Below are 13,141 nucleotides of genomic sequence, written 5' to 3'. Positions count from 1 at the left end.
TTTCAGGGGAGGCTTGAGGCTTCGGCGAGGAGGCTGGCGTCAGTGAAGGCGATGCCATCGTTGGCACAAGCGGCCATTTTCACCGTCTGCTTCAGTGCCCAGATGGCAAGGTCTGCGGGTACCAGTGGCTTGCTGATCAGGTAGCCCTGAAAATGATCGCAGCCGGCCGCCGTCAGCATCGCGAGCTTTTCGGGCGTATCCACCCCTTCGCCAACCACGGCCATGTTCTGCGCGTGGCAGAGGGCAATCATTGCCTTCAGGGCCGGCAGGGATTCCTCGTTGGCAAGGTTTTGCACCAGTGCCCGGTCGAGTTTGATGGTGTCGGCGGTATATTCGATGATCTGCTGCACGGAGGTATAACCGGCGCCGAAATCATCGATGGAGATACGGAAGCCCCGTTCGCGCAGGGTCTCGATGTTCCGGTGCACCTGGTCGCCAAGCTTGACGGCATAGGTTTCCGTCAGTTCGATCTCGATGGTGCGCGCATCCAGCCCATGCCGGGCAAGGCAGTCGCAGAAATAATCGCTGATCGACTTGGAATGCAGTTCCGCCGACGAGATGTTGATCGCAAGAATGGTTTCCGGTCCGAACAGCTGTTTCAGCCGGTTGTGTTCCGACATCGCCCGGTTGATCACCCACCAGTCGATTTTGGTGAAAAGGCCGGTGCTTTCGGCGATCGGGACGAATTCGTCGGGCGTGACGTTGCCAAGCATTGGCGAGACCCAGCGCAACAGGGCCTCGCAACCGATTACCTTGCCGCCGGTATTGACGATCGGCATGTAGACCAGATGGAACTGCTCGTCGGGATCGACCTGTTGCAACTCCTCCTGAATATGGCGGATGCGGTCGCGCTTGTCCTGAAGCGCCCGCGAGAAGCGCGAGGAACGGTTCTTGCCGTTGGTCTTGGCCTGATACATCGCCGCGTCGGCATTGGAGATCAATTCGGCAAGGTTGGTGGCATCCGTCGGGCAGATGGCGACGCCGATGCTGGCGGTGACCGGATAATATTTCCCGCGCACTTCGAAACCGTTTGAAAACAAGGCAAGGATCGCCGCACACATTTCCCGGATGGTGCCGTCTCCCGGCTTTGATTGTATGAGAACAGCAAATTCGTCGCCGGACAGGCGGGCAAAAACGGCCGGTGTCATCTGCCGCCGCGCTGCGATCACGCTGATAGCAGCCTCGATCCGCAGCGCTAGCGTCTTCAACAGGTCGTCGCCGACCTCATGGCCATACTTGTCGTTGACGAACTTGAAGTGGTCGATGTCAATGAAGAGAAGACTGCAATGGCCACCCTGCGTCGAGACCTGTTGGATGACATCCGCAGCCAGCATGTTGAAATGAGCGCGATTGCTGATGCCGGTCAGCGTATCGGTCCAGGACGTCTGCTGCACCAGTTTCAATGCCCGCTGCGACTGATCGTGCAATTGCTTGATATTGCCGGTCAACCGGCCGATTTCGCCCTCGGCGCCGGTTTCCTTGATGCCTTCGTTTTCACCGCTCATCACCTTGGTCACCTGACGATCAAGAGCCGAGATCGGGTTGGTGATGAACCGGCGGATCAACGCGATCATCAGCCCGACGGAGATAAAGCTCATCACCAGTGCGCCAAAGATCAGGAGCAGTTTCAATTGGCCCATATTGCCGGATCCGTGGGATGGCGGCACGGTCAGCGTTGCAAACAGGGATGGCGCCATCCGGACGGATGCGGAAAGGTCGCCAGGCGGTTGCAGCTGTGGCGCGGTCTCGAAATTGAGTTCTGTTTCATACTCGTTCTGCAATGCGCGCTGCATGCCGAGGAACTGTGTCGGCTCGATCGCCACTTGCACCAGAAGCGCGTCTGCCTTGGCGCTTGGCAGCGGGCGGCTGAAGGTTATGGGATCGATAAACTCCGAATAGACGATCAGCTGGCGTGTCTCGGCATCGTGCAGAAAAGTCCAATCCCGCAACTGGCTGCCACCGGCAAGCCGGCTGGCCAGGGCAAACTGCGGCGCGCCGATCTCCGCGAACGGATCATCGCTGTTCTCGAAATAATAGCCGGGCGTCAGGTCGGGATTGAGAATCGCGAAGGAGATGAATTTCTTCGGATCGTCAGACAGCGAGCGCACACTCTGCTGTAGCCGCAGGCCAAGCGCATTGTTGCGGTAGGCCTCGTCCGGTTCCGACACGAACAGGCGGACGGCGTTGCCTTCCAGGATCGAATAGAGAAAGCTCCGGCTCTGGCTGACCTCGTTGCGAAACAGCGCGGCCATGTGGTCGAGCTGTTGCGAAAGCCGTGTCCGCTCCAAAGCCAGAACAGAGTGTCCCTGAACAAAATAGACCGAAAGGGCAGCCAGCAGATAACCCGCCAGAACGACCGGAAAGATCAGGAAAAACGCGCGTTTGCCAAGTGTCACTGGAAGTTTGCCATCGAGCTGATGATGCGGCGGCGCGTCTGTATCGATTGGATCGACAGTTCCTTCTGGTACTGGCTCTTGGCCAGGATGTCGGCCGGCGGATATATTTCCTGGTTGGACCGCATCTCGGCGGGGATGAGTTCAAGCGCCTTTTCGCTGGCGGTGGGCATCGTCAAGGCGGCGGCGTTATCAGCAGCACTTTGCGGCGAGCCAATAAAGTCGACCAGCTGCAGCGCGAGCGCCTTGCGCGGCGAGGCAGCGGTGACGGCCATGCAATCGAGCCAGGAAAGGGTGCCTTCCTTCGGCACCGCGTAGCGCCAGACGCCGGGCGTGCCTGCCTTGTCGTTGAGCACGTGCTGATCGCCGCTATAGGCAAGCGCCATGTAGATATTCTTGCCGTTTTCAGGGCTCTGGATCGAGGTGATCACATAATCGTAGGTGAGAACGAAGGGCGCCTGCTTCTTCATGACCTCAAAGGCCGCTTTCAGCGTCTCGTTGTCATTGGCGTTGATGGATTTGCCCAGCATGGACAGCGGCGCAACAAAGGCCTCGTTGTGATCGTCATACATGGCGATATGTTTTGTCAGGGCCGGATCCGGCGACATCAGGTCGTTCCACGACGTCGGCGTGGTCTTGACCATGTCCGAGCGGTAGACGATGCCCATCGTGCCCCAGAGATAGGGCATGGCATAGCCGGCGCAGCGGGACGTCCAGGCGGGCTTGTAATCCTTCATCGAGGCGACGTTCTTGTCTGACAACGGCTCGAGCACGCCACGCTTGCCAAACAGCTCTGCTCCGTTTTCGCCGATCACGGCAATATCGATATTGCTGCCGGGATCCGAAAGCACCTCGTCGCGCGCATCGCCGCTATCATAATAGACCTGATGCACCCCAACGCCGGTCTTTTCGGTCCAGCGATCGAGGATCTTCTGATCGATATAGGATTCCCAGATCAACAGGTTCAGCGTTTCCGCATGTGCGGGCGCTGACGCGATCGATACGCCGAGCGCAGTAGAAACTGCAACGAACGTTTTGCGCATTGAATTTACCCCGATAGTCCCCAGGGTGAACCTTAGCGTTCAATGCTTGACGAATACTTACAATGAGATGCGCTGGGTTGCAGTTTGGCCGGGATGCCACCGCTCCGAATGCTTTGCCGGAGCAGGGCATGTCGCTGCGACCCGGCGAGGGACTTGCCGCCCCTCGTCGGGTTGTCGAGTTACCGGTGGCTTGGAAGCTTCGGCAGGAAGATCGTCAAGAGGCCCAGCAGCGGCATGTAGGAGCAGAGCTTATAGACGAACTCGATGCCGTTGCGATCTGCGAAGATACCGAGGACTGCAGCGCCGATGCCGCCGAAGCCGAAGGCAAAGCCGAAGAACATGCCGGCGATCAGACCGACGCGGCCGGGCACCAGTTCCTGCGCAAAGACCACGATGGCCGAGAACGCCGAGGAGAAGATGAAGCCAATGATGATCACCAGCGCCGCCGTCCAGAACAGGTTGGCATAGGGCAAAAGCAGCGCGAAGGGGATGACGCCGAGGATAGAGAACCAGATAACGAAGCGAGCGCCAAAACGGTCGCCGATCGGTCCGCCGAAGATCACACCGGCAGCCGATGCGCCAAGGAACAGGAACAGCAGCATCTGCGCTTCCTGAACGCCAACACCGAACTTCTCGATGGTGAAGAAGGTGAAGTAGCTGGACAGGCTGGAGAGATAGGCGTTCTTCGTCGCGGTCAGGATGACGAGAACGATCAGGGTCCAGATAACCTGGTTGCGCGGCAATGGCAGCGTCCGGCTGACCGGCTTGCGGCCGGCCGAGCTGCGGCGATGACGGGTATACCAGACACTCACCCAGGACAGCACCATGAAGCCGGTCAATGCAACGACGGAGAACCAGCTGAGGCTGCCCTGGCCCTGCGGAATGACGATGAAGGCGGCGAGCAACGGCCCGATTGCCGTGCCGGTATTGCCGCCGACCTGGAACAGCGACTGGGCAAGGCCGTGGCGTCCGCCAGAGGCCAACCGCGCGACGCGCGATGCTTCCGGATGGAAGATCGCCGAGCCGATGCCGATCAGGCAAGCGCCGAGGACCAGAACATAGAAATGATGGGCATTGGCAAGCGTGATCAGGCCGGCGCAGGTCGACAGCATCGCCGCCGGAAGCGAAAATGGCATCGGCCAGCGATCGGTGACGACACCGACGGCGGGTTGCAGCAGCGATGCGGTGACCTGGAATGCGAAGGTCAGAAGGCCGATCTGTACGAAATCGAGCGCATAGTTTTCCTTCAGCAGCGGATAGAGCGAGGTGAGCAGCGACTGCATGATATCGTTCAGCATATGGCAGAAGCTGACGGCCACGATGACGGAAACCGCAGTCTTTTCCGGGCTGATGCCTGTAGGTGATGTGATGCTCGCCATGCTGTCTTCCTCGCCGGACGGATAGTGTAAACACGAATATGCGTTGTCTCTACATCGCTTGAGTATGGCCTGCTTTTGTGCTCTGGTCGCATTCTTTCGAGAGTGGGCCAAATGCAGAAGAACGACGTGAAATCGGGGGATCCTGCAGGCGATGATATGCATCGCGCGAACCTTTTGTGGATCGACCTGAATGACGATCCCATTACGGCGCTTGGGCGACATTATCCGGCCGGCTCCCGGGGGCTGCCGCACAGCCATACCAAGACACAGCTCTGGTGTGCCCGCCGGGGGGTGGTTCTGGTCAATACCGCAGGCGGGCGCTGGATGATCCCGCCCGGTCACGGTTTGCTCATCCCTGCCGGCCTCGAGCATTTCAGCGAGATGATCAGCGATGTCGAGATGCACTCTATTTACGCCGACCCTTCGGTGATTTCTGCCGAGCAGCCGCGCGTTCTGGAAGTGACGCCACTCGCCTCCAGCCTGATGGAAGAATTGGTGCTATCGGACGAAAAACCACTGACCCCGCGCCGCAAACGGCTGATCATCGAGCTTTTGCTGGACGAAATCAGCCAACTGCCGGAGCGGCCGCTTGGCCTGCCGTTCCCGGTTGACGCGCGGCTGGGGCGCCTGTGCCGGCATTTTCTGCAGTCACCCGACGCCAATGCCGGTATTGACGAATGGGCGAGTGGCCTAGGAATGAGCCGCCGCTCCTTCACCCGGTTGTTTCGTGCCGAAACCGGCGTCAGTTTCGTCACCTGGCGCCAGCAGGCCTGCATTTTTGCCTCGCTGCCGCGTCTGGCCGAGGGAGAACCGGTGACCAATGTTGCGCTCGATGCCGGTTATGAAAATATCGCCGCGTTCACCACGATGTTCCGGCGGATGCTGGGCAGTTCACCCAGTACCTATCTGAAGTCACGGATGGCGTGATATCCGCCCTGCCGCTTTCGAGTGAAAATACGTTTCCAATTCGCCGTAATCTGCGGTCGAATATCGGAAAATCTGTCGAGCGTGTAGTGCTGGATTTTTATAAGGTATTGTAAAATATAGATATTGCCTTGAAATCACCGTCCCGTATGGAAAACAAAGGCTGAAATCTCCTGGTTAACGAGATGGTAGTGAGGCGGCGCCTATAAGGCCCGGAACGAACCGTTTTTTGTCTGGAGTTCCAACGTGTTCAACCGATCCTTGTTTGCCCTTTCCGCCGGGCTGTTTCTTGCCGCTTCCGTTTCCGCCCAGGCGCAGGAGCGCCAGCATTTCTGGTCCGGGGACTGGTACCTGAAAGTCGGCGCCACCGGCTTCATCGGCCCCAAATATGACGGCTCATCCGATCGCCTTTTCCAGGCTGCGCCTCTGATTTCGCTCGGCCGGGCCGGCAGCACGGTGCGGTTTTCGTCGCGCAACGACAATCCGGCCTTCGCCTTCGTCGACAAGGGAGCGTTTCGCGCCGGTGTCGTCGGCAAGCTGATCTTTGACCGGGACGAGGATACTTCGTCCGACCTCAAGGGGCTCGATCCCGTGAAGTTTGGCGGCGAACTCGGCGGTTTCGCCGAAGTCTATCCAACCGACTGGCTGCGCATCCGCGCGGAGTTGCGCCAGGGTATCCGCAGCCATCACGGTCTGGTCGCGGATGTTGCCGCCGATGGTTTCGTTGACGTCAGCAGCAATGTCCGCGTCTCCGCCGGTCCGCGCCTGTCGGCTGCGACAAGCGACTATTTCGATGCTTATTATGGCGTCAGTTCATCGGAGGCGGCCAAGTCAAGCTATTCGAAATATACGCCATCCGGTGGCCTGAATTCGATTGGAGCGGGTGCGGCGATTACGTGGCAAGCGACCGAAAAACTCGAAACCAGCGCCTTTGCCGAATACAAGCGGCTGATGGGCCCGGCGGCGGATTCAAGCCTCGTCAAGGAAGGTGGCAGCCGCAACCAGCTCCTGTTCGGCCTGTCCGCCACCTACCGTTTCGATTTCACGCTGGAATAGCCGTTCGCTTGCCGTGCGGCGGTCTGTCGGCTTGACCGCGGACCGCTTGCGCTGCAAACAAACGGTATGAACACACGTCCAGCCGATTCCGGGCGCGTCTTTGATGCGCCGTCCAACAACTGGGTTTATCGCGTGCTGCCAAGGCCGCTCTGGCCCTATGCGCAGCTTGCCCGCTGGGACAGGCCGATCGGCTGGCAATTGCTGATGTGGCCCTGCTTCTGGTCGGCAGCGCTGGCTGCCAATGCGGCCGCGGCGCTCAGCACGTTTTCGCCCGGCCGCTTCGCCCTTCATCTTCTGTTGTTCTTCATCGGCGCTGTCGCCATGCGCGGTGCCGGCTGTACCTATAACGATATTGTCGACCACGACATCGACATGGAAGTGGCGCGCACTCGCTCGCGGCCATTGCCGTCGGGCCGTGTCACACGGCTTCAGGCCAAGATCTTCATGGTATTGCAAGCGCTTGCCGGTTTGATCGTGCTGTTGCAGTTCAACGGATTTTCCATTTTCCTTGGCGTCTTCTCGCTGGTCTTCGTCGCCATCTATCCGTTCGCCAAGCGGTTTACCGACTGGCCGCAGTTCTTCCTCGGGCTCGCCTTTTCCTGGGGCGCGATCATGGGCTGGTCGGCGGAGTTCGGGACGATCACATGGGCATCGATCATGCTTTATGCTGCAGCCATCGCATGGACGGTCGGCTACGACACGATCTATGCCTATCAGGACAAGGAGGATGACGAGCTGATCGGCGTTCGCTCGACGGCGCGGCGGTTCGGTGATCACCCGCGGCCATGGCTGTTTGGCCTTTATGGGCTGACGATCCTGTTGTTGTTTGTCTCGTTTGCGCTCGCGGGGGCGGGGCTGTTGGCCTATATCGGCCTGCTGGTTGCAGCGATCCTGCTGTTTTACCAGATCCTCGTGCTCGACATTCACGATGCCGCACAGTGCCTGGCCCTGTTCAAGTTCAACAATGTTGTCGGACTGATTCTCTTTGTTGGTCTTTGCGCGGCGCTACTGGTCCGGTTGGCATAAAAAAGCCCTCCGGATGGCCGGAGGGCAGGGGTCCACCGCAGTAAAACGGTCAATCGCGCCGCGCTTTGAAGCGCAAGGCCAGCGAGCTTTGAAAACTCAAGCCCAGCTCAGTTTCTCGTCGCGGTTCTTCTTTGTCTTGGCAAAACGTGCGGAAAAGGCGGCAATGGCCGCAAGAACGAATGTGCGCATGGTCTGTCTCCTTCTCGTGCCGGCAATGTGCTAGCTGCCTGTGGCATCAAAAAGGCGCTTCCAAGGTTTTCCAAAGGCTCGATTAAGAGGCTGAAAACACAAACAAAAAACCGGCCGCAGGGTCAGCCGGTCTTTTGCACTGGAGGAAGGCTTGGAGAATGTGTCGAAAATCAGTTGCGGGCGATGATTTCGCGGCCGCCGATCTTCATGTTGACACCCAGACTGCCAGTCGCGCGGCGCATCAGGAAGCGCGGGCGGCGATCGTTGAACAGCGAGTGACGGCGGCGCGGCTTGATATCGCGGGTGCGGACTTCACCGAGATGATCTTCCAACGGGCGGGCGACGCCGTCTGCTTCGACCATCAGCATGGGAATCCGGTAGGCTTCCGACCACGTGCGCCAGTCGGCGGCAATGTCGGCAAGATCGTGGGCGACCAGAAGCGGGATGCAGAGATCCGGGTCGTCATGATGCAGTTCTAGCGTCACGGTTACTTCTCCGTCTCCATGGTCTATCGCGCGGGCCGCCACACCTTTGAAAGCGCGTGCCGGTAGCGCGATCGACAGTGGCAGGCCGCTGGATGGCAGAACCTTGCGCAGCACCGCTCCACGTTCGTCCAAGCTTATGGTGACATTGCTGGACTGTCCGTGCAAGGTGTAGCTTGCCTGCTGGGGAAAGCGTTTCGGGTCCATTCGCAGTGTGTTTTCAACCCAAGCCGGTTGTGAAAGTGTTTTCAGCATTTCAATCGCCCTTGTTTTCCTTGAGAGCCGGTTCCCGGTCTTCTCGTCGGGACTTTTCGTCCTCTGTGGCCCAAGGATAGGCGGGGCGAGTTTGAGACCACTTAAAAATCGCAGTTAAAAAACTTTGCATTTCCTGATGGTTAGCAAAAGCCGACGCAGCAGGGTTTCTCAAATCTGAAGAAAATCGGCAGAATTTTGCCAATCCCCCGACCCTGCGCACCCGGGTTGAGGAAAAGCCACGCGCAAGCAAGACCAGCGATTGTATCGCGGATTATGGCCGCACTGCGCGGCTTTGCGTCCATTCGGGCGCCTTAGCGTCGGGCAATTTCAGGCGATCGGCAGAGCGGCAATGGTTTCCACATATATCGACTATAATCTCCTCACGCGCGATATGAAGACGAGCCTTCAGCGCACGGCGCAGCAGACGCTGGTCGCCCGCGAAACCGAGTATTACAAGGCCAATATCGGCAACGTCACCTCGATCGACGAGTTTCTGGGAGACTACCGGCTCTATGCCTATGCCATGAAGGCACACGGCCTTGAAGACATGACTTATGCCAAGGCCTTCATGCGAAAGGTGCTGGAGAGCGACCTCAGCGACGACAACAGCTACGCCAATATGCTGACGGACGAGCGCTACCAGAATTTCGCCAGGGCGTTCAGTTTCTCCCAGTCGACCGAGGTGGTCCAAAGTGGTGCACAGGAAGATGCGCTGATCGGCCTGTATAACCAGACCATCGCCAACGTCGATTCGAAAATGGCCGAGGAGACGCGCTACTACGATACAATGATGGACACGATCACCAACGTGGATCAGTTCCTGCAGAACGATAGGTTACGATCCTATGCGTTCCGGGTGTTCGGCGTTGACGAGAAGTATTTCAATTTTGCAGACGTGCGCGGCGCGCTGGTCAGCGATCTCAATGATCCGAACAGCTACTTCAATACAAAATTTGAGCCTGCTCTCACGGAGGCTCTGGCGACCAAGGCCTCGTCCGATCAGGCTCTTTCCGCCCTGTCGAGCCGTGTTCAGTCGCAGTCGCGCATAACGGCGATCGACGCCCTCATGGCACTGCCTGAGACGTCGGACGAGGACAAGGTAACGCTGCAGGCGGAAAAGACGACCCTGCAGAACAACATTGCCACGATCAATGCCGCCTTCCCGGAAATGACCAGCAACATCGATGCATATGCCGGTGTCGAGGCCGAGATCAGTGGTCTCCGGACGCAGATGGCCGATCCGGATCTCACCGAGGCGGAGCGGGCCGCATTGCAGGCGCAGATCGATCAGCGTCAGACCACGCTCAGTACCATGAAGGGCGTAAACTTCTACGCCGCCGATTTAAAGACCAAGCAGTCGGAGAGTACTGCCACGATCGGGCGGCTCGCCGTTTTCAAGGATTTGGCCCTGATGTACGATTTCGCGGCGGATGGCTCTGTGCCAGCTGGCGGAACGGCACAGGCTGAAGACAGCCGGAAGGCAACCAAGGAAGTCTACGCCTACAAGGCGCCGCGTGCCACAACGTCGGTCGCCCTGCTGCACAAGGCCTATTACGAGGATACGATCGGGACCATTACCACGGTTGCGCAGATCAAGAGCGACAGCCGGCTGTATTCCTACATCCTCACGGCTGCCGGCCTGCCGTCCAGCACCACGGTGGCGACGCTCGAAAGCATTCTCACGAGTGATCCGAACGACCCGGCGAGCTTCGTGAACACAAAGGGGGGGGAATACAACGCTGCCTACAAGGAGTTGAGGGCGGCGTTCAATTTCCAGACCGATGGTACATTGGCGGCCGGCGATAAACCGCAGACGGCGGCGCAAACCAAATGGACCTCGGACAACTACATGGTGCGTTACAACGACGCCGATGAAGCTGCCGATGCGAGCCTGATCAAGTCCTTCAAGAGCCTGATGAGCGTTGTCTCGAATGTTGACGACCTGCTCTCCGACACCAAGATCATGAAACTGGCGCTCACTGCTGTCGGCCTCGAAAACGAGGGCGACACCGTGCGCAAGATGAAAAAGGTGCTGACCAGCGATCTCACCGATCCGAAGAGCTATGTCTATACGCTGAAGGACGACCGTTATCTTCAGCTGGCAAAGGCGTTCAACTTCAATGCGGACGGGTCCGCCGGTGTGCCGATGCTGGCGCAGGCTGAATCGGAAATCCTCAACACTGCCAAATCCTATGTCATCGAAAAGAGCCGTTTCGCTACGGAGGATGAAAAGACCAAGGCGACTGCGGAATCGAAATATTACAGCGCCGAAATCGAAAAGATCAAATCGCTCGATGATCTCCTGTCCAACCGCCGGCTGGTCGATTTCGTTCTTGTCGCCGCCAAGCTCGACCCGGAAACGGTGACGACCGACTATCTGCGCAAGATGTTCGAAGCGGATCCGAACGATCCGAACAGCTTCATCAATACCGAGCCGAACACGACGATCTACAAGGAGCTTGTCGCTTCCTACAACTTCGGCAATACGGGCGATCTCGTCCGCCCGGAATTTGGCATACAGACCAAGCGCGGATTGCTGGAGACCGAGGATCTCTACCTCAACCAGACCCTTGAGCAGCAAAGGGGCGAGGAAAACGCAGGCGTCCGTCTCGCGCTCTATTTCCGCCGTCAGGCGTCAACTATCAACACGGCCTACGATCTCCTGGCCGACAGCGCGCTGATGCAGGTCGTCCGGACGACGTTCAGCATCCCGGAAGCCATGTCGACGGCCGATGTCGATATCCAATATGCCTATATCAACCGCGTGCTCGACGTGAAGGATCTGCAGGATCCGGAAAAGCTGGAGAAGCTGCTGCTGCGCTTTACGGCTCTTTATGACGTGGAAAACAATGTCGATATGTCCGGCGCCCAGATTATCCTGTCGGGCGGCGGTGGCGGTATCAGTGCCGACACGTTGTTCAGCCTGTCACAATTGCGCCTTGGCGGCTTCTGACCCTGGCCTTTCAGGCCTTCAACACCTTGCCGGGGTTCATGATCCCGGCGGGATCGAAGGCATGCTTGATCCGCTGCATCAGGTCGATCTCGATCGGTGAGCGGACCTCTGCCAGTTCATCGCGCTTCAATTGGCCGATACCGTGCTCGGCCGAGATCGAGCCGTTGTATTTCAGGACGATGCCATGAACGATGGTGTTCATCTCGCGCCAGCGGCCGATGAACTGATCCTTGTTGGCCCCGACGGGCTGAGAGATGTTGTAGTGGATATTGCCGTCGCCCATGTGACCGAACGAGCAGATGCGGGCCCCCGGAATGGCTTTCATCACCGCCGCATCGGCCTCCGCCATGAAGGCCGGAATGCTGGAAACCGGCACCGATACGTCGTGCTTGATCGACCCACCCTCCGGCTTCTGCGCCTGTGACATGCTTTCGCGCATATGCCAGAGGCTCTTGCGCTGGGCTTCGCTGGCCGCCACCACGGCATTTTCGATGAGGCCGCTGGAAATCTCCGTCTCGAGCAGTGACTGCATCATCCGCTCGGCACTTTCGGCCGAATCCGAGGTCGAGATATCGATCAGCGCATACCACGCGTGAACCGTCTCCATCGGATCGCGGACGCCGGGAATATGCTTTGCGGTGAATTCGACGCCGAGGCGCGGCATCAGTTCAAAACCGGTCAGCGCCGGGCCGCAGAGGCTTGAGGCCTTGTCGAACAAGGCAAGTGCATCGCCAACACTTTTCAAGCCGGCAAAGGCGACCTGGTGGCCGCGCGGCTGTGGAAACAGTTTGAGAACCGCGCCGGTGATGATGCCCAGCGTGCCTTCGGCGCCGATGAACAGGTCGCGCAGGTCGTAGCCGGTATTGTCCTTCTTCAGCCGCCGCAGCCCGTCCCAGATCTCGCCGGTCGGTAGAACGACTTCGAGGCCAAGGCAGAGCTGCCGCATGTTGCCATAGGCCAGCACCGCGGTGCCGCCGGCATTGGTGGAGAGATTGCCGCCGATCCGGCAGGAGCCCTCTGAGCCGAGCGACAGCGGAAACAGCCGGTCATGCGCTTCCGCCGCCTTCTGGATATCGGCAAGAATGCAGCCGGCATCAGCGACGATGACATTGCCGACGGGATCGATATCGCGAATGCGGTTGAGCCGTTGCAGCGACAGGACGATATCGGCTGCTCCGGTGCGCGGGATTTGCCCTGCCACATGGCCGGTATTGCCGCCCTGCGGCACGATCGCCACGCCGGTTTCGCTGGCAAGCCTGAGGATTTGCGAGACCTCTTCGACACTGCCGGGCCGGAGCACCAGCGGGGCATTGCCCGTGTAGAGGCCGCGGGATTCGACGAGATAGGGCGCAATGTCGGCCTGGTCCGTCAATGCATTCGCGCCACCGACGATGGCAGCGAAGCGGGCGATCAGGTCAGCAGAGGGGAGGGCATTGGTCAT

Annotated in this window: 9 protein-coding genes; 4 read left to right on the top strand and 5 right to left on the bottom strand. The window is 58.9% G+C overall.

What is annotated here, in order from left to right; genetic code table 11:
- Positions 1–2: 2 nt before the first annotated feature.
- The 3 genes from ACSQ3J_RS03420 to ACSQ3J_RS03410 form a co-directional block, all read right to left on the bottom strand.
- The gene (locus ACSQ3J_RS03420) at positions 3–2,396 is read right to left on the bottom strand and encodes a putative bifunctional diguanylate cyclase/phosphodiesterase (protein ID WP_082512170.1); all 2,394 of its coding nucleotides are present in this window, start codon (positions 2,394–2,396) and stop codon (positions 3–5) included.
- Positions 2,393–3,436 (bottom strand): polyamine ABC transporter substrate-binding protein, encoded by a 1,044-nt coding sequence (locus ACSQ3J_RS03415; protein WP_060504810.1) that lies wholly within the window; start codon positions 3,434–3,436, stop codon positions 2,393–2,395. Before ACSQ3J_RS03415 ends, ACSQ3J_RS03420 begins: the two co-directional genes overlap by 4 nt.
- A 179-nt stretch (positions 3,437–3,615) precedes the next feature.
- Positions 3,616–4,815, bottom strand: coding sequence for an MFS transporter (locus ACSQ3J_RS03410; protein ID WP_060504811.1), 1,200 nt, complete (start codon positions 4,813–4,815; stop codon positions 3,616–3,618).
- A gap of 156 nt (positions 4,816–4,971) precedes the next feature.
- On the opposite strand from ACSQ3J_RS03410, the gene ACSQ3J_RS03405 reads away from it, so the two are divergent.
- From ACSQ3J_RS03405 to ubiA, 3 genes are all read left to right on the top strand, one after another.
- Positions 4,972–5,742: an AraC family transcriptional regulator gene (locus ACSQ3J_RS03405; RefSeq protein WP_436038646.1), complete on the top strand. Its 771-nt coding sequence runs from the start codon at positions 4,972–4,974 to the stop codon at positions 5,740–5,742.
- Between the two features lie 243 nt (positions 5,743–5,985).
- Positions 5,986–6,795: a MipA/OmpV family protein gene (locus ACSQ3J_RS03400; protein WP_060504813.1), complete on the top strand. Its 810-nt coding sequence runs from the start codon at positions 5,986–5,988 to the stop codon at positions 6,793–6,795.
- A gap of 66 nt (positions 6,796–6,861) precedes the next feature.
- Positions 6,862–7,821: a 4-hydroxybenzoate octaprenyltransferase gene (gene ubiA, locus ACSQ3J_RS03395; protein WP_060504814.1), complete on the top strand. Its 960-nt coding sequence runs from the start codon at positions 6,862–6,864 to the stop codon at positions 7,819–7,821.
- 359 nt (positions 7,822–8,180) lie between these two features.
- Here the strand turns inward: ubiA and ACSQ3J_RS03390 are convergent, their stop codons facing one another.
- Positions 8,181–8,747 carry a DUF6101 family protein gene (locus tag ACSQ3J_RS03390; RefSeq protein WP_060504815.1) on the bottom strand — a complete coding sequence of 189 codons (567 nt, stop codon included), beginning with the start codon at positions 8,745–8,747 and terminating at the stop codon, positions 8,181–8,183.
- A 349-nt stretch (positions 8,748–9,096) separates the two neighbouring features.
- Here ACSQ3J_RS03390 and ACSQ3J_RS03385 point away from each other — a divergent pair, with 349 nt between their 5' ends.
- The gene (locus ACSQ3J_RS03385) at positions 9,097–11,700 is read left to right on the top strand and encodes a DUF1217 domain-containing protein (RefSeq protein WP_060504816.1); all 2,604 of its coding nucleotides are present in this window, start codon (positions 9,097–9,099) and stop codon (positions 11,698–11,700) included.
- A gap of 10 nt (positions 11,701–11,710) precedes the next feature.
- On the opposite strand, the gene ACSQ3J_RS03380 is transcribed toward ACSQ3J_RS03385, so the two are convergent.
- Complete coding sequence (locus ACSQ3J_RS03380; RefSeq protein ID WP_060504817.1) at positions 11,711–13,141, bottom strand: FAD-binding oxidoreductase; 1,431 nt, start codon at positions 13,139–13,141, stop codon at positions 11,711–11,713.

The sequence above is a fragment of the Rhizobium sp. LjRoot98 genome (assembly GCF_964252935.1).
GTDB lineage: Bacteria > Pseudomonadota > Alphaproteobacteria > Rhizobiales > Rhizobiaceae > Pararhizobium.
The sequence above is the reverse complement of the archived record's forward strand: the minus strand, read 5'-3'. Positions and strand labels throughout refer to the sequence as shown.